Below are 16652 nucleotides of genomic sequence, written 5' to 3' on the forward strand. Positions count from 1 at the left end.
TTAAAAGGTTATTTTAGGAGTCTTAATTTTTTAACTATGAAAAGATTAGGGCTCCTTTGCTTATGTCTACTCCAGTTTTCATGCAATAGTCAAAACGTTGAAAAAATAAACGGGGTTAGTTTTGTTGGTTCCAGAGATGAGGTCAGGCAGGTTCATGTAGACCCTGTTCTTGAAGTAAATGCTAATTACGCTGCGGTAATGCCTTTTGGTTTTGCTAGAAATCTAAATTCACCAAATATCATTTTTGATACAGAAAGACAATGGTTTGGAGAAACAAAACGTGGTGCAAGACAGTACATTGAACTGCTTCAGAAAAATGGAGTTAAGATTATGCTCAAACCGCAAATTTGGATATGGAGGGGAGAGTTTACAGGAGATATGACAATGAAATCTGAAGAAGATTGGAAAATTCTTGAAGAATCTTACAGTAAATTCATTTTGACTTATGCAGAGCTGGCAGAAGAAACAAATACTGAAATTTATTGCATTGGCACTGAGTTGGATGAATTTGTAAAAAATAGACCGGCATACTGGCAAGCTTTAGTGGATCAAGTGAGAAGTATTTACAAAGGAAAACTTACATATGCCGCCAATTGGGACGAATATGTAAGAACACCTTTTTGGCAAAAATTGGACTATATAGGAGTGGATGCATATTTTCCGTTGTCCGAGGAGCGTTACCCTACATTGGAGGAATTGAAGTCTGGATGGCAGCGTTGGAAATCTAAATTAGTTGATTTATCTAAGAAAAATAAAAGACCAATCCTTTTCACAGAGTTTGGGTATCGTAGCATGGATTATACAGCTAAAAAACCGTGGTTGGTTGATAGAAATCAGATGGATGTGAATCTTGATGCGCAAGCTGATGCAACGCAAGCGGTTTTTGAAGAATTTTGGAAGGAAGATTGGTTTGCTGGAGGGTTTGTTTGGAAGTGGTTTATCAATCATGATGTTTCTGGAGGAGAAGAAGACAATAGATTTACTCCACAAAATAAACCTGCTGAGTCTGTAATTCGTAAACACTATACAACTTTGCAGGAATCCAAATTCTAATTTATCGTATAACTCACCATGATGCGTATTGCCCTTGCTTTTTTTCTTGTGCTAGTTGTGGGCATGGCATACGGTCAAAACGAAGTTGTTGACGTAAAGGTCCAGGGAAATAAAAGAACCAAAACTTCCTTCATAAAAAAAATCACAAAACTTAAGGCAGGAATGAAATTGGATTCTTCACTTATTGAAGAAGACATTTACAGGTTAAAAAGACTGCCATCGGTATCTCATGCTTATTTTCAAGTTTTTCCTGCTAACACTGAAGGTGATTATAATGTGTTTTATGGTATAGAAGAGAATTTTACATTGATTCCTTTTGCTAGCGTGTATACTTCCAATAATGATGAATTTGCCTTTAGAATTGGATTACAGGAATTCAATGTTTTTGGCAATAACATTACTTTGGGCGGGTTTTATCAAAGAGATGTTTTTAATTCCATCGGGGCACATCTTAGAGCCCCATATCTATTCAGCAATAAATTGGGACTTGCACTAAGTTATCAAGACTTAACCACTCAAGAGCCAGTTTTCTTAGATGCCGGAACTGCAGATTATAAATACAACAATGAGTCTTTTGAAGTTCTTGGGCTTTATGAGATAAATTTTAAACATCGATTGGAGTTTGGAATCAATTTTTTTACAGAGGATTACCGCTATCTTTTTGGAAGCACAGACCCAGATGTTCCGCAGGCGTTAAACGTAAACAAGCACTTGTTCAAGTTTATTTATAATTATGACGCAATAAAATACTACTATCAATATTTATCTGGATTTAAGAGTACGCTCAATCTTCAATATGTAAATAGCGCCAATGAACAATTGCCGGAGTTCGTGATAGGCTTTAATGATTTCACCTATTTTTTTAGGGTAGGTCAAAAAGGAAATTGGGCAAATAGATTGCGTTTAGGGCTTTCCAGTAATTTGGATACTCCATTTGCTCCATTTGCTGTAGACAACAATTTAAACATTCGTGGAGTTGGAAACACTATTGACAGAGGCACGGCCGCTATAGTTCTAAACACGGAGTATAGGCACACGCTTATGGACAAGGATTGGTTTGTTCTACAGAGCAACATTTTTGTTGATGGTGGTACATGGAGAAATCCCGGCGGAGATTTTAGCGACTTTGGAGATGATCAAAATTTAAGGGTTTATCCCGGAATTGGGGTCAGATTTATCCATAAGAAGATTTTTAATGCAATTTTTAGAATAGACTATGGTCATGGCGTCACCAATGGGGCTTCCAAGGGAATAGTTTTTGGAATTGGGCAATATTTTTAATTATTTATAATGTATTTCATCGATGATTTTTGCATTTCATCGATTTTTACCATATTTGCAAAGCACCTCAGCAACAAGAAACAACTATGAAGTTAATACCAGCATTTTTGCTGTGGCTAGGCATGTCTTTTATGCTTTTTGCACAGGATAATTATTATACAGTTACTGCAGAAAAGGGTGACGGAATTTTTTCCATACTTAGAAAACAAGGCCTAGATCCTGTTAAGTATTACGAAGCATTCATCACATTAAACACCAAAGACATTAAGGATGGAAGCATGTTGCATGTAGGAAGGGAATATAGGATTCCGAAGGCCCCGGACTCTTTTAAAAATACTGGAGTGCGGGTGCAAGTGGCTGAAGGGACTGAAAACCCTATTTTTGATACTGAACTTGCCAAAATGTCCCATAAGAGTAGTGCACTCAAGGACGCTGTGTATTATTTGATAGCCGAAGACCAGACCAAGAAAGAAAACAAATTTGTTAGTGATATTACAAAGAGTTTGGCGGCAGATCTAATGGTTCATGGCGCAACAGTTTTTATTATAGAAAATAAGGACGCAAAGATTGCCAATAGTAGTTCTTTGACAGGAGTGGAAAAAATGGGCTGGTATGTTGAAACCATAAACAAACGTTACCTGCAAAATACTGGAAAGTACCAAAGACTACTCATTATAAGAGCCAATGGCATAATTAAGAACGGAAACATAGATGTGGCTGTGTACCATCATAACAAAAGCGAAAAAGGGCAGCGTTTTGCTCAAAACATCCAGAATGTTTTTAAAGAGAACAGCATTTCAAATCGTTCTTATCAAGACATCAACATGATTTTTAAAGACAAGAACAGTCTCTATTTGGCTAAAAACACCTTACCTGCAGTAAGTTTGCTAACTATAGATGGCGGCTCTAAAACCAGTGGAAAGGATGGAATTCAGGTACATTCAGATAAAAAATCCTTTGCAAGTTTGATTACTAGCGGAATTTTAAAGGACTACGCTGATTTAGAAATAGAAAACTAGCTTTTATGGGTTCAAGATATGTTTTGAATAGTATTGAAAAAGCTCATCTGGTCCAGCTCCAAGATAGTTTTTTAGGTGAATCATTGCAAAATGGAACTGCACTCTTATCCATCCTATTTCCCGGTATTTTCTGGCTGAAGTGATCACATGGTCAGGAAGAATTTTAAACTTGGTCTGCCCATAAAGTCTTTTTATAAATTCTGTGTCTTCGTAAATTAAGTATTCCTCATTGAACCCTTCAGTTTTATTAAATAAACCATTTTGAATAAATAGGGACTGATCGCCTCCCCTGCATAATGTATGGTTTATTCTTGATAGCCATGCAAAAGTTCGTAAAATCGGATTTTTGGTATCAAACTGCATTCTAAAACACCCCGATTGATGGCCTTGCTCAATAGCTTCAAGGATAAATCTGTCAAAGCCTTTAGGGGGATAGGTATCTGCATGTAGAAAGTAAAGAATTTCTCCAGAAGCATGTTCAGCGCCTAAATTCATTTGTCTGGCGCGGCCTTTTTTGGAATGAACTACTGTTGTTCCATATTGCAAGGCAATACTGATGGTTTTGTCCGTGCTTCCACCGTCAATGCAAATCACCTCCAAAACATTTTTTGTAGTACTATTGAGTTTTAGGTGTTTCAGTAATTTGCCTAAATAAGCTTCCTCATTAAATACGGGAATAAGAATGCTTATTGTTTTGGATTTATTTTGCTTCATTTAAGCTCCAATCATAGTCCAAGTATTCAACTTTTGCGTCTTTGCTTGTTGGATTGTCCAAGTAGGTATTGATATATTCCAACAATGAGGTATTGCTTGTAAAATCGTTTTTGTACCACCTAAATATTTTTGAAAGCTGGGCAGTACCATTTTCAAACCGATTTCGTTTTTTGTCATTTACAAAATCTATAGTGGCCTTAGAAAGTAGCCTTTCCAAGTTTTGTTCGGTAAAAGCTGAGTTAAGAAGTTTTGGGCATGAATAAGAAGCGCAGTTGATGGCAAAATGGATTCTTGGTTCATTCATTTTGCGCAATATTTTATGTTCAATATCATTTAAGGAAGTAACCTTTTCGTTTATTGAAATCCATTCCTTCTTCCATCTATTGGGAATATCCTTGATGCTTTTGATAGGGTAGTTGTCAACAATCAACTTTACTGTTGCCGCATTGTAAAGGTTAATATAGAATGCCAATTTTTCATTCTTGCTCCAAGTAGCAGATGGTGCATTCTGCGACAATAGTTTTAAATATGCCTCTAAACTGGCAACATCCTTTTTAAATCCAGCATAGTCAACATTGCCGTCATCATCCACAAATTTTTTCAATAGATCGTTCCAGGTGCTATGGTCCAATACTAAAATTTTGGGCGTTTCTTCCTCAGTTTTGGCCTTAATTTTTATTGTCGATGTCTTTGGAGCACCAACTATTTCAGAAGTGTCTTTGGATATGCTGACAGGCTTGGTTGTTTTATTTACGGATTGAACAGTTTCCTTAGTTGCAATAACTGCAATGGTCTTCTCATCTGAATGTATCTTTCCGCTTCCACCACATGACACAAGTAATACTCCAAAAACTAAATTTAGAATGATATTCACGAACAATTCTTTTTAAGGGCAACTAAAAATACCTTTAAAGAAGTCAGAAAAAATAGCTCAACCTTTCAATTCTGTTGATTTTTTTTTAAATGTAACCTACACAATGAAGAACAGAACGCTATTTAAATAACCTTGATCAGTTCTTTAAACAATTGTATCATTTTTGGCTCCGTATTGCCAGCTATCTCAATAATTTCCTGAATATTAACTGGTTTTAGATTGTCTGGATCGCACTCGTCCGTTAAAACCGAAACGGCTACAATGGGAAGCCTTAAATGGTTTGCAACAATAACTTCTGGAACAGTGCTCATACCTACTGCATCTGCCCCTAGAATTTTTAACATACGGTATTCTGCTTTTGTTTCTAGTTGTGGGCCAACCACAGATGCATAAACACCTTTTTGGAGGGAGATACCTTCTTTTTCGGCAATGGATTCAATTTTATTTCGCATGTCCGCATCATAGGGCTCGCTCATATCCACAAAACGATCACCAAATTCAGCCACATTTTTAAAAGCAAGCGGTGACCCGCCCTGAAGATTAATGTGGTCTTCAATCAACATAATTTCTCCCTTTTTATAGTTGAGGTTAATGGCACCTGCAGCATTGGAGACAAATAGAGTTTTAATTCCCAATTGGTGCATTACACGAATTGGATAGGTAACATCCAAGAAATCATAGCCTTCGTATAAATGAAAACGTCCTTGCATAACCACTACTTTCTTGTTGGCTATGGTGCCATAAATCAATTTTCCGGTATGAAACTCAACCGTGGCCAAAGGAAAATAGGGGATATGATTATAATGTGCTTCAATGGAATCTTCGATTTCATTTACTAATTGCCCCAATCCCGTGCCAAGTACAATACCAATTTCTGGAGCTTCAAAGCCCTTCTTTTTTAAATATTCAACTGATTCTTCAAGCTGTTTTTTAGTCATTGTCCATATGTTTTAAATAAGGTTGGAAAGCTTCAATATCTTTTATATCCTCATAAAGGTCAACATCATTTTTGGCTTCCAAACAAAGGTAATTTTCAGTTTTTAAGTCTTCTAAGGTGCGTGTCAACACTGTTTCTGTTCCCCACTCCTTGTTTTCAAATAGTTCGTTTTTAAATTTGGTCATCCCTAAAAGGTAATAGCCGCCATCTTCCGCGGGCCCTATTACATAATCATGGTCATCAAGCTTTGCAAATGCCCTTTCGATATCCTCTTGGGAAAGGTCGTGCATATCGCTGCCAATAATAATAATTTTTTCAAAACCTGATACAAATCCATCTTGAAAAGCATTCCTCATTCTAATGCCTAAGTCTATGCCGTTTTGAAGCTTCTTGTCATAAATACTGTTATCCCATACATCATCTTCCCAAATGGTATTGGAATAGAATACTTGTTTTTCAGCTTTTAACCCTTTGGTAAATGATACTGTATGTTCAAGTAAGAACTTATATATCTCTAACGCTGCCTTATCGCCAACTTTCGCTGCTAATCTTGTTTTACACTTTCCGAGCTCGGGATTACGTGTAAATATTAAAAGTAGGTTACTGTTCTTTTTGCCCAATAGTTTCTTTTTTGGATTGATATATTTTTTCTGCGTTTGTCAACAGACTGCCCCAGTACTTACTATAAGCGTGAACTTTTTGAGTTTCCATGTTATCTGTATCATAAACCGGATACCCCTTGTTTTTCCATTCAAAAATTCCACCATAAAGGTTTTTGACATTGGTATATCCTGCTTTCTCTAATTTTTCGCCTATGTCTTCAGATCTTACTCCAATGGAACAGTATACGACCAGCAGAGCTTCTTTGTTGGGAACTAGTTTCAGAACCCTTGCAATTTCAAAGGTTTCATACCCTATCCAAATGGCATTTTTTAAATGGCTGATTTCAAATTCTTCCTTTTCTCTTGCATCTAGCAAAAGGCTTTTTCCCATATCGTTTAACTTTTCTACAGAAACATATTCAATGGTGTTGTTGTTGAAATTTTCCAGTATTTCAGAAATAAAGGTTTGTGCGTATGAAGAGGTGATGGAAACTAGTAGGAATAAAAGATTTAAGGTGATTCTCATTAATAATAAATAAGAACCAAAGATAGCGTTTTGGGTTTTTGATAAATATTATTTGCTATCTTAATCTTCAAATCTATATTTTACCTCCATGCAAAAAACAGTATCATTTTTCTTTCTGTTCTTGCTGCTTATCTCATGTAAAAACAATACCCAAGAAAAAGAAGTTGCTCAAGAGAAAAAAAGCAAAGTTTACGCGGAACAATACCGACCACAGTTTCACTTTTCACCACCAGAAAAGTGGATGAACGATCCAAATGGGTTGGTCTACAATGAAGGAACATATCACCTTTTCTATCAATATTATCCAGACGATATTGTTTGGGGTCCTATGCATTGGGGGCATGCCATAAGCAAGGATATGGTGCATTGGGAGCACAAACCTATTGCACTTTTTCCGGATGAGCACGGACTTATTTTTTCTGGCAGCGCAGTAGTGGATAAAGAAAACACTTCAGGGTTTGGTGCAGATACAGAAGTTCCACTAGTTGCCATTTTTACATATCACTCTATGGAAGGAGAAAAGGCAGGAGAAAAGGATTTTCAAACTCAGGGAATTGCTTATAGTTTGGACAATGGGGAGACATGGGTTAAGTATGAAGGAAATCCTGTAATTGGCAATAAAGGAATTAAAGATTTTAGGGACCCCAAAGTTTTTTGGCATGAGGAGTCGCAAAACTGGATTTTGGCTTTAGTGGCAGGGGACCATGCTAAATTTTATAAATCCAGTGATTTAAAAGACTGGAAATACCTGAGTGATTTTGGAAAAGGACAAGGGGCACATGGAGGTGTTTGGGAATGTCCAGATTTATTTCCTTTAAAAGTTGAAGGGTCAGATGAGGAAAAATGGGTTTTGATCATAAGTATTAATCCAGGGGCGCCAAATGGAGGAAGCGGCACGCAGTACTTTATTGGGGAATTTGATGGCAAAAAATTCACCTCGGATCAAAAAGAGGCAAAATGGTTGGATTTTGGCACCGATAATTATGCAGGGGTTACCTATAACAATGCACCCAATGAGGAAAGAATCTTTATAGGTTGGATGAGCAATTGGGATTACGCTAGGAATACGCCAACTAAAAAGTGGCGGAGCGCCATGACGGTGCCACGGAGATTGTCGCTTAGAAAGATGGAGGGCGATTATATGTTAGTAAATTACCCTTTGGAGCAAGTTGATAAATTAACATCTGATGTTTTGGAAAGTGGCATTAATGTTCCTGCAGGTGTTTCGAAAACTCTAAATGTAAATGGATTAAATCAATCCCAGTTAAATTTTACAACAGAATCCAAAGATTTTAAACTGGTTTTTACAAATCATTTAAACGAGACTTTGGCGTTTACCATGGACTCTAAAAACAATGCTATTATATTAGATAGAATGAACTCGGGAAAAACGGGTTTTCAATCTGAATTTGGCAATAAGAAACACCATATGCCCACTGGTAACCTTGGTAACGCATCCTATGAAGTAAAGGTTTTGTTGGACTGGTCGTCTATAGAAATTTTTGTGGATAACGGGTTATATGTAATGACTGATCAAGTTTTCCCTACAGAGCCATATGATAAATTGATCATTGAAAATTTAGATAACAAATCAGCCATTAAAAATGTGCTTATAAAGCGAATGGAATCAGTGTGGTAAATGTATTAAAGCCCTGATTGTTGTAAAACCATATTCCTTTGATTTTTATCAGCTTTTTTATGTGTTTTCGTTCAGAACTTTATGGTTTTAATTATTATTAAATGAATAACCCTTCCAGACACCTTAGTGATATAGCACAGGAAATTGATCAAATAACAGATGAAATAGAACTGCAGGAGAAGGAGAATGCGGAAATGCTCAAAGAAGTATGCCATGAATATGAAGAAAGTGCTAAAAACCTACTGCACTATGGAACTTTTAGAAGCTTTGATGTAAGGGAAATGCAAGAAAGGCTTAAGCATTTGGGACTTACACGCTTGGCAAATGCGGAAGGTAATATATTGGGAAGCCTGCTAAATGCCAGAAATGTAATCAATAACTTAAGTTTGAACGTTTCAAGAAAGAGCAATCGTAAGCACTTGTCCATTGGCCAAGGAAATACTCTTTTGAAAAAACATGCAGATAATCTTTTTGGGAATAGAAAAGAGAATAGAAGGGTTAGGATAATGGTAACCCAACCTACCGAAGCCGCTTACAGTTACGATATGGTCTTAAAAATGGTTCAAAATGGTATGGATTGCGCCAGAATAAATTGCGCTCATGATGAGCCAGAAGTTTGGAAGGGAATCATAGATAATGTAAAAAAGGCCGCCACCCAATGCGGGACTACCGTAAGAATAGCAATGGACCTTGCAGGTCCAAAAGTAAGAACAGGTGAGCTGGCGTTTGGGCCCAGGGTGAAAAAGTTTAAACCAAAACGTACTGTGTCAGGAGCTATGATAGCCCCGGCTGTTATATGGTTCGTCTCTAGTCTTAAAAAGAATCTAGAACCAAACGAAGTCCCTATATCAAAAGATTGGTTAGAAAAACTGATTTTGGGAGATGTACTTACTTTAAAAGATACAAGGGGGAAGTCTCGTAAATTAAGAGTAGTTGAAATTAAAGAAGGCAAAGTGCAGCTTACCTGTAATAAAACAGTATATATTGGTGCTTATGCTAAATTACGGCCAAGAAGGACTGGTCTGGAAGAAAGCATGGTGGGCGAAATACCTTTTGTAGAACAGTTCATTACTTTGAAAGTTGGGGACATATTGAGAATATCCAAGAAAGGAGAAGGAATTTTACCCAAGCTTGACCATGAGGGTAGTTTAATTGAACCCGGGAGAATATCCTGTATTCCCGGCACGGTGATTTCAATTGTAAAGGAAAAAGAACCAATTTTATTTGATGATGGAAAAATTGAAGGAATCATAGAAGAAGTACATGATGATTTTTTCGAAGTAAAAATTGTGATGGCCAAGGAAAACGGCTCAAAGCTAAAGGCGGAGAAAGGGATTAACTTCCCTACCTTGGATTTAGGGATAAGTGGCTTAACGAACAAGGACAAAGTTGATTTGAAGTTTGTGGCAAAACATGCGGATATCGTTAATTATTCCTATATCAACAGTGAAGCAGATGTGAAGGAATTGTTGAAAGAAATGAAGCGTTTGCATATAAAGGATAAGGTTAGTGTAATCTTAAAAATAGAAACACGCTTGGCATTTAGAAACTTAATAGGAATACTTCTGACAGCAATGAGTACCAAGTACATTGGAGTTATGATAGCCAGAGGAGACCTTGCTCTAGAAGTGGGATGGAAAAATATGAGCATGGTACAACAGGAAGTTTTATCATTTTGTAGCGCGGCCCATATACCAGTGGTCTGGGCCACTCAGGTGTTGGAAAGTTTGGCGAAAAATGGATTTCCTTCTCGTTCAGAGATAACAGATACAGCCTCGTCCGTGAGAGCAGAGTGTGTAATGCTTAACAAAGGGCCATATATTAATGAAGCCATTGTTCTACTAGATGAGATTCTATATGATATGGAACGCTTGCAGGAAAAGAAGGAAGGAATGTCACCAAAAATTGAATGGTTATAGTATCATAAGACTGGCAAGTCCCTAAATACAGCTATTTAATTCCTTATCCATTTGATTGGTTTTATCATTCTTACAGACAGACTTCTATTTGTAATTTATAAGGTAGTTTTCAGACTAACAAAACCAGTAAAACAAGTAATAACTTAAGAACATTAAAATGAGAATAGGAATAAACGGAATGGGTCGCATTGGCAGGGCTGCTTTAAAGGTAATCGGCGAAACTCCTGGATTGGAAGTCGTGGCCGTTAATGATATAGTTTCAATAGAGAATACTGCATATTTATTAAAGTATGATACAGTTTATGGAGTGTATGAGAAAGAAGTTTCTCATGAGCCAGAGGCGTTGACTGTTGATGGACAAAAAATACATTACAGTTCAATAAGAAATCCAGAAGAATTGCCTTGGAAAGAACATCAAGTGGATTTGGTAATTGAAAGCACAGGTGTTTTTACTACTGGGGAAGATGCGGAGCGCCATTTAAAAGCTGGTGCAAAAACAGTTATAATTTCTGCGCCAACAAAAAGCACAGATACTCCAACTGTAGTACATGGTGTAAACTCCCAAGACGGGAATACCAGTGTTTTCTCATGTGCCAGTTGTACAACAAACAACATAAGTCCTGTGGTTGAGATATTAGGAAGAAGGATAGGTATCAAAAAAGCAATTATGACCACCGTCCATGCTTACACAGCTTCACAAGGAACGGTAGATGCTCCTTCAAAAAAGAATTTTAGAATGGGCAGGGCAGGTGCTCAAAACCTGATTCCAACAACTACTGGTGCGGCTATTGCAACTACCAAGGCGTTGCCGGCTTATGCAGGAAAATTTGATGGCGTTGCAATACGTGTTCCGGTTCCCATAGGGTCTATCTCAGATTTGACCTTTGTAACAGAACGCACAGTTACACAAGAGGAAGTAAATAAAATTCTTGAGGAAGAGGCAAAAACGGAACGTTATGCCAATGTTTTGGACACTACAAATGAACCTATTGTGTCCTCGGATATTATTAAAAGTCCATATGCTTCAACAGTAGACCTAGCAATGACCCGAGTTGTGGATGGGGATTTGCTAAAAGTTATGACTTGGTATGACAATGAGTGGGGGTTTACAAATCAGATGGTACGCCAAATTTTGGAAATTAAAGGATAAAGCTCTGTTATTTATTAAAAAAAGGTTCGCCAATAGCATGGTGAACCTTTTTTATGTTAATGTATGTAGTGATAGAGGCAATTAATGAATGTGCACACTGAACAAGCAATCACAAAAAACCAAAAAATATAGCCAACTTTTTCTTCTATAGTGTTCATTTAAAATATGTTTGTTCTTGGTTGAGGTTTTGATATATATTTCGAAATTAAAGAAATAGATTCCCAAAAGTTTTACATTTTCATCTGTTGCAGGGAAAAAGATGTAATTGGTAAAAATTACTTTGTGAATTGCAAAACCATGCTTAGAAGGAACCAGCTTCAATAAATTTATATCGGTCAAGGTGATATAATTATGATATCAATTTGGCCCAGTACAAAATAATAAGTAACCAGAGCTTAATTTTGTATTTAAACAAAATGTTATGGACTATCGGGATATTGATCAGAATATTGCAGGTAAGATGCGTAAATGGGGGTTGCCCGCTTTACGTATTTCATTTGCGATCATATTTTTTTGGTTCGGAATTTTAAAGCCATTTGGCCTATCAGCAGCAACTGAACTTTTGATAGCAACCGTAGCTTGGCTTCCTTTTGGAGAATCAGGTACTTGGCTTCTAGTAATAGGATGGTGGGAGGTTGTTATAGGAATAACCTTTCTTTTTAGGAAAACAACTAAAATTGCAATTGCCTTATTGCTTCTTCAGATGATCGGAACTTTTATGCCTCTGGTTTTTTTGCCCGAAGTTACGTTTCAAAACGGGAACTATCTTTTGCCCACACTGGAAGGTCAATACATAATTAAAAATGTAATGATTATATCCGCAGCATTGATTGTTGGAGGGACTTTTTATAAGTTAAAAAGGCATACGTAATCCATTGTGCATGGTAACAAAATGGAAATTTAAACTATACTAAAGGTGTTCCTTTTAAACGTTTTTCAATTTTACGCTTCTTCTCTGTAAGGGTTTTCATAACATCCATTAGATTGGAGTCCTTAGTTTCCTTATAGATTTCATTAATGGAAAGTATAAGCTGTTTAGCCTCTCTTGAAGCTGCTACCCTGTCGCTGGTGGACATATGACTCAAAGTTCTGCCTTCAAACTCTTTTGCCTTTTCTAATAAGTCTTCAGTCATTTTTATTTAAAGTTAATCTAGATTGGCTAAATATAAGGGTTAGTTTCATATTTTATGCCTATATAGCTATTCGATTTTTATATTTATGAAATTATTAAGAATACTACTACATCTTAAAAAACAAAAAAACCGGCAAATTTGCCGGTTTTTTTGTGGTACCTCCAGGAATCGAACCAGGGACACACGGATTTTCAGTCCGTTGCTCTACCAACTGAGCTAAGGTACCTTTAAAAGCCTTTTGCAAAGGCGGGTGCAAATATAATTTCAAAATTATGATATACAAACAAAAACTTAAAAAAAGGCAGTGGTTTTTTTTCAATTCTCCATCTTTGCACTATGAACCTTGTGATTGACATTGGAAATACGCTTATAAAGTATGCTGTTTTTGAAAACAACAGAATTTTGTTTGATCAAAACTCAGAGTCAGGATTGTTTCTGTCCAAAATCAAGGAACTTTTTGAGCTTTATCCAAAAATTGACCATACTCTAATTTCTTCTGTTGGATCCCTAGAGGGAAAGGAAAAGGATATAGTGTCTTTGTTCTGCAAGGTTCATGTACTTACAAGCAACTCCAAAGTCCCGTTTAAAAACAGCTATGCTACTCCTCAAACTTTAGGTGTAGACCGTATGGCGGTGGCGACGGCAGCTTTTTATGAAAACCCAAGAGGGAACACCTTAGTGATAGATGCAGGTACATGCATAACTTATGACATGGTAAACGATTCTGGCGAATATGTTGGAGGTGCTATATCTCCTGGGGTTCAAATGAGATATAAAGCAATGCACAATCAAACTGCCGGACTACCATTACTAAAACCTGACGAGATTTTCGACTTCATTGGGAACTCTACCAAAACATGCATGCATAGCGGTGTGATAAATGGAATTTCATTAGAAATTGATGGGGCAATAAGCCAGTACCGTTCCCGCTTTCAAGATTTAACAGTTATTTTAACAGGCGGGGACTCGCATTTTTTTGCCAAACGGCTAAAAAATACCATATTTGCGAATTCTAAATTTCTCTTGGAGGGGCTAAACTACTTGCTGGAATACAACAAACGCTAGATGGTTAAGAAATTTTTGATTGCTTTTTTTTGCATAGCTAGTTATGGCATTTTTGCGCAAAACGGTACAATATCACCATATTCATATTTTGGAATAGGAGACCTAAGAAACAACGGTACTGTAGAAAACCAGATGATGGGAGGGCTAGGTATGTATGGAGACAGTATTCATATAAACCTTACGAATCCAGCTGCGTATTCAAAATTAAAACTAACGACTTATACAGCTGGTATTTCGCATACCGCTTTCAGTTTAAAAAGTTTTACCGAAGAGGAGAATGTTGGTGTAACAAATCTGGATTATTTAGCTATTGCCTTTCCCGTGGCCAAAAACGTTGGGGTAGGTTTTGGATTAATGCCATTTTCATCCGTTGGTTATAACCTGACAAGTGAAACTACCAATACCAGTCAAGAAACGGTTACCAATGTATTTGCAGGGGAGGGCGGTTTAAACCGGGCCTACCTGTCCGTTGGTTTTCAACCGATGAAAGATTTGAGTATAGGAGCCACAGTGAACTTTAATTTTGGGAGACTGGAATATCAAAGAATACAGAGTGTTGAAAATGTGCAATTCGGCACACTGGATAGACGGGAATCCCGAATTAATGGATATGATTTTAACTATGCCGCTAATTATACCCCAACTATAAAGGATAAGTATACGCTATATACTTCCCTTATGGTGAACACTCAAGTCAATTTAACTTCAGAAAACACAGAACGTCTTGGTTCTTTTTCTTTGGTTAATGGACAAGAGATCGAGGTTATCGATGTTGATTTGGAGGCAAACAATCTAAGGAACACAGAGCTTAAGATACCCACCATAACAACTTTAGGATTAGGTTTTGGTGAGGAAAAAAAGTGGTTCATTGGCGGGGAATACAGCTTTCAAAAATTCAGCGATTTTGAAAATGCATTTTTAGGATTGGAAAATGTAACCTATAACGATGCCAACAGTATGGTTTTAGGAGGTTTCTTCATTCCTGACTATCGTTCGCTTTCTAGCTATTTTAAAAGGATTACCTATAGGGCAGGATTGCGGTATGATGTTACAGGGCTTGAAGTAAACAATAAGGAGATAAATAATTTTGGCATAACTTTTGGATTTGGGTTACCGTTGGGCAATTCGTTCTCTAATTTAAACATTGGTTTTGAAGCGGGAAGAAGGGGCACAACAGATGCAAACCTTATCGAAGAAAGTTACTTCAAATTTAATGTTGGATTATCTTTAAACGATAAATGGTTTATTAAAAGAAGAATAAATTAATGGGAATTTTTATGAAAATTCAGTAAATAACTGCTGATATTAATTCCATTAAGATGATTTTTTCATGAAAATTTGTACATTAACCACTTTAAAATTAGTAAGATGAAGAAGAAACACTACTTAACGATGATAGCGGTCCTTATGTCGATGGGATTAAGTATGGCACAAGCACAAAATCCAGAGTGCATGACCAATCTTTCCATTTACGCAGAACACGCAAAAGTTAAAAATTACGATGCTGCCTACGAACCATGGAAAATGGTTTACGAAAGTTGCCCTGATATTAACAAGGCAAATTTCTCATATGGAGAAAAAATCCTATCTCATAAAATCAAAAATTCCTCCGGAGCTGACAAGGACGGATATATTCAGGATTTAATGTCTCTATATGACAATAGTTTAAAATATTTTCCTCAAAAATTCAGTAAAGCCGGTGTTGCGATCGATAAAGCTCTTTTGTCCTATGACAATAAAATGGCATCAGACGATCAATTGTACGATATGTTGGGGACAGCTTTCCAAGGGGACAAGAAAAACTTCAAAAACCCTAAGGCACTTTATCTATATTTCTCAACCTTGGTAGATCTTCATAAATCTAGTAAGAAAGAACTTCAAGAGGTGTTTGATGTTTATGATGATGTAACAGAGAAAGTTGAAGATGAGAACAAAAAGTTAACAGCTATTGTTACAAGGTTACTTCCTAAAGATTCTTTGGGAACATTAACATCAAAAGAGAAAAGACAACTTAAGGCGGCTACCACAAATTCAAAATCTTATGGTAAAATTGCCGGGAGTATAGATTCTAAGTTAGGTGACTTGGCTAATTGTGAAAACCTAATACCTCTTTACGAAAAGAATTATGAAGCTAAGAAGGGAGATGTAAACTGGGTAAAGCGAGCAGTAGGTAGAATGTTCTCTAAAGATTGTACGGACGATCCTATGTTTAGAAAATTGTTTGAAGCCCAATTGGCTTTAGATCCTTCTGCAGATGCTTATATGTATGGAGGTGTTTTAAAACAAAAATCTGGAGACACTAAAGGTGCAATCGCAGACTTTAACAAAGCAGTGGAGCTGGAAACAGATGCATATAGAAAATCCAATATCCTATATAAAATTGCCACTACTGTAAGAAGAAGCAGTAAATCACAGGCAAGAAGCTACGCACTTAAAGCTATAAATGCAAACTCATCAAACGGAAAAGCCTATTTGTTGATTGCCAATTTATATGCAGGTAGCGCAAATGCTTGTGGAACAACAGCATTTGAGAAAAGAGCTATATACTGGAAGGCTGCTGAAATGGCTAGAAAGGCCGGAAGAGTTGACCCATCCCTTAGCGGACGTGCCAGCAAGACAGCTGCAAGCTACTCAGCAAAGGCTCCAACCAAAGAAATGATATTTAGTTCAGGTAAGGCTGGTCAAAGAATTTCATTTAATTGTTGGGTGGGAGGTAGCGTTACGGTACCTAACTTATAGA

16 protein-coding genes and 1 tRNA gene are annotated in these 16652 nt (G+C 36.8%); 10 read left to right on the forward strand and 7 right to left on the reverse strand.

The genetic code is table 11. The annotated features are described in order from the left end of the window. Positions 1-36: 36 nt before the first annotated feature. From DKG77_RS05670 to DKG77_RS05680, 3 genes are all read left to right on the forward strand, one after another. Positions 37-1053, forward strand: a complete 1017-nt coding sequence (locus tag DKG77_RS05670; protein WP_109661017.1) for a glycoside hydrolase family 113 — start codon at positions 37-39, stop codon at positions 1051-1053. Between the two features lie 18 nt (positions 1054-1071). Next, positions 1072-2334: a POTRA domain-containing protein gene (locus DKG77_RS05675; RefSeq protein WP_109661019.1), complete on the forward strand. Its 1263-nt coding sequence runs from the start codon at positions 1072-1074 to the stop codon at positions 2332-2334. Between the two features lie 86 nt (positions 2335-2420). Continuing rightward, positions 2421-3353, forward strand: a complete 933-nt coding sequence (locus tag DKG77_RS05680) for an N-acetylmuramoyl-L-alanine amidase (RefSeq protein WP_109661021.1) — start codon at positions 2421-2423, stop codon at positions 3351-3353. 3 nt (positions 3354-3356) lie between these two features. Here the strand turns inward: DKG77_RS05680 and DKG77_RS05685 are convergent, their stop codons facing one another. The 5 genes from DKG77_RS05685 to DKG77_RS05705 all read right to left on the reverse strand — a co-directional run bounded on the left by DKG77_RS05685 (position 3357) and on the right by DKG77_RS05705 (position 7006). Then, complete coding sequence (locus DKG77_RS05685; protein ID WP_109661023.1) at positions 3357-4067, reverse strand: TIGR04283 family arsenosugar biosynthesis glycosyltransferase; 711 nt, start codon at positions 4065-4067, stop codon at positions 3357-3359. Further along, entirely contained in the window at positions 4054-4941 is an 888-nt protein-coding gene (locus tag DKG77_RS05690; protein ID WP_243414855.1) for a DUF547 domain-containing protein, read from the reverse strand. The genes DKG77_RS05685 and DKG77_RS05690 overlap by 14 nt, the downstream gene beginning before the upstream one ends. A gap of 122 nt (positions 4942-5063) precedes the next feature. After that, a complete protein-coding gene (locus tag DKG77_RS05695; RefSeq protein WP_109661025.1) occupies positions 5064-5879 on the reverse strand; it encodes a purine-nucleoside phosphorylase in 816 nt (271 codons plus the stop codon). Beyond that, positions 5872-6498 carry a TIGR04282 family arsenosugar biosynthesis glycosyltransferase gene (locus DKG77_RS05700; protein ID WP_109661027.1) on the reverse strand — a complete coding sequence of 209 codons (627 nt, stop codon included), beginning with the start codon at positions 6496-6498 and terminating at the stop codon, positions 5872-5874. The genes DKG77_RS05695 and DKG77_RS05700 overlap by 8 nt, the downstream gene beginning before the upstream one ends. Beyond that, the gene (locus DKG77_RS05705) at positions 6479-7006 is read right to left on the reverse strand and encodes a rhodanese-like domain-containing protein (RefSeq protein ID WP_109661029.1); all 528 of its coding nucleotides are present in this window, start codon (positions 7004-7006) and stop codon (positions 6479-6481) included. Before DKG77_RS05705 ends, DKG77_RS05700 begins: the two co-directional genes overlap by 20 nt. 88 nt (positions 7007-7094) lie before the next feature. Here DKG77_RS05705 and DKG77_RS05710 point away from each other — a divergent pair, with 88 nt between their 5' ends. The 4 genes from DKG77_RS05710 (at position 7095) to DKG77_RS05730 (ending at position 12585) form a co-directional block, all read left to right on the forward strand. Further along, a complete protein-coding gene (locus DKG77_RS05710) occupies positions 7095-8645 on the forward strand; it encodes a glycoside hydrolase family 32 protein (RefSeq protein WP_109661031.1) in 1551 nt (516 codons plus the stop codon). Positions 8646-8746: 101 nt separating this feature from the next. Beyond that, the gene (locus DKG77_RS05715; protein WP_109661033.1) at positions 8747-10564 is read left to right on the forward strand and encodes a pyruvate kinase; all 1818 of its coding nucleotides are present in this window, start codon (positions 8747-8749) and stop codon (positions 10562-10564) included. A gap of 157 nt (positions 10565-10721) precedes the next feature. Further along, complete coding sequence (gene gap, locus DKG77_RS05720) at positions 10722-11714, forward strand: type I glyceraldehyde-3-phosphate dehydrogenase (RefSeq protein WP_109661035.1); 993 nt, start codon at positions 10722-10724, stop codon at positions 11712-11714. A 421-nt stretch (positions 11715-12135) separates the two neighbouring features. Continuing rightward, on the forward strand, positions 12136-12585 hold the full coding sequence (locus DKG77_RS05730; protein WP_109661039.1) for a hypothetical protein: 450 nt from the start codon (positions 12136-12138) through the stop codon (positions 12583-12585). 34 nt (positions 12586-12619) lie between these two features. Here the strand turns inward: DKG77_RS05730 and DKG77_RS05735 are convergent, their stop codons facing one another. Together DKG77_RS05735 and DKG77_RS05740 are read right to left on the reverse strand one after the other, a co-directional pair. After that, positions 12620-12847, reverse strand: coding sequence for a hypothetical protein (locus DKG77_RS05735; RefSeq protein WP_109661041.1), 228 nt, complete (start codon positions 12845-12847; stop codon positions 12620-12622). A gap of 153 nt (positions 12848-13000) precedes the next feature. Then, a tRNA-Phe gene (locus DKG77_RS05740) sits at positions 13001-13073 on the reverse strand. 110 nt (positions 13074-13183) lie between these two features. Between DKG77_RS05740 and DKG77_RS05745 the strand changes: the two genes are divergently transcribed. The 3 genes from DKG77_RS05745 to DKG77_RS05755 all read left to right on the forward strand — a co-directional run bounded on the left by DKG77_RS05745 (position 13184) and on the right by DKG77_RS05755 (position 16651). Continuing rightward, on the forward strand, positions 13184-13912 hold the full coding sequence (locus DKG77_RS05745; protein WP_109661043.1) for a type III pantothenate kinase: 729 nt from the start codon (positions 13184-13186) through the stop codon (positions 13910-13912). Continuing rightward, the gene (locus DKG77_RS05750) at positions 13913-15178 is read left to right on the forward strand and encodes a BamG family beta-barrel-assembly machinery protein (RefSeq protein ID WP_109661044.1); all 1266 of its coding nucleotides are present in this window, start codon (positions 13913-13915) and stop codon (positions 15176-15178) included. It begins immediately after the preceding gene. A 102-nt stretch (positions 15179-15280) separates the two neighbouring features. Further along, on the forward strand, positions 15281-16651 hold the full coding sequence (locus DKG77_RS05755; protein WP_109661046.1) for a hypothetical protein: 1371 nt from the start codon (positions 15281-15283) through the stop codon (positions 16649-16651). Position 16652 lies beyond the last annotated feature (1 nt).

The sequence above is a fragment of the Flagellimonas aquimarina genome, assembly GCF_003149745.1.
In the GTDB taxonomy this organism is placed as follows: Bacteria; Bacteroidota; Bacteroidia; order Flavobacteriales; family Flavobacteriaceae; genus Flagellimonas; species Flagellimonas aquimarina.

Bases quoted from the DNA above. Each gene is read 5' to 3' on its own strand.
- DKG77_RS05680 (WP_109661021.1), top strand. From the start codon at position 2,421: ATGAAGTTAATACCAGCATTTTTGCTGTGGCTAGGCATGTCTTTTATG.
- DKG77_RS05710 (WP_109661031.1), top strand. From the start codon at position 7,095: ATGCAAAAAACAGTATCATTTTTCTTTCTGTTCTTGCTGCTTATCTCA.
- DKG77_RS05715 (WP_109661033.1), top strand. From the start codon at position 8,747: ATGAATAACCCTTCCAGACACCTTAGTGATATAGCACAGGAAATTGAT.
- DKG77_RS05745 (WP_109661043.1), top strand. From the start codon at position 13,184: ATGAACCTTGTGATTGACATTGGAAATACGCTTATAAAGTATGCTGTT.
- DKG77_RS05730 (WP_109661039.1), top strand. From the start codon at position 12,136: ATGGACTATCGGGATATTGATCAGAATATTGCAGGTAAGATGCGTAAA.
- DKG77_RS05735 (WP_109661041.1), bottom strand. From the start codon at position 12,847: ATGACTGAAGACTTATTAGAAAAGGCAAAAGAGTTTGAAGGCAGAACT.
- DKG77_RS05695 (WP_109661025.1), bottom strand. From the start codon at position 5,879: ATGACTAAAAAACAGCTTGAAGAATCAGTTGAATATTTAAAAAAGAAG.
- DKG77_RS05675 (WP_109661019.1), top strand. From the start codon at position 1,072: ATGATGCGTATTGCCCTTGCTTTTTTTCTTGTGCTAGTTGTGGGCATG.
- gap (WP_109661035.1), top strand. From the start codon at position 10,722: ATGAGAATAGGAATAAACGGAATGGGTCGCATTGGCAGGGCTGCTTTA.
- DKG77_RS05750 (WP_109661044.1), top strand. From the start codon at position 13,913: ATGGTTAAGAAATTTTTGATTGCTTTTTTTTGCATAGCTAGTTATGGC.
- DKG77_RS05670 (WP_109661017.1), top strand. From the start codon at position 37: ATGAAAAGATTAGGGCTCCTTTGCTTATGTCTACTCCAGTTTTCATGC.
- DKG77_RS05755 (WP_109661046.1), top strand. From the start codon at position 15,281: ATGAAGAAGAAACACTACTTAACGATGATAGCGGTCCTTATGTCGATG.
- DKG77_RS05705 (WP_109661029.1), bottom strand. From the start codon at position 7,006: ATGAGAATCACCTTAAATCTTTTATTCCTACTAGTTTCCATCACCTCT.
- DKG77_RS05685 (WP_109661023.1), bottom strand. From the start codon at position 4,067: ATGAAGCAAAATAAATCCAAAACAATAAGCATTCTTATTCCCGTATTT.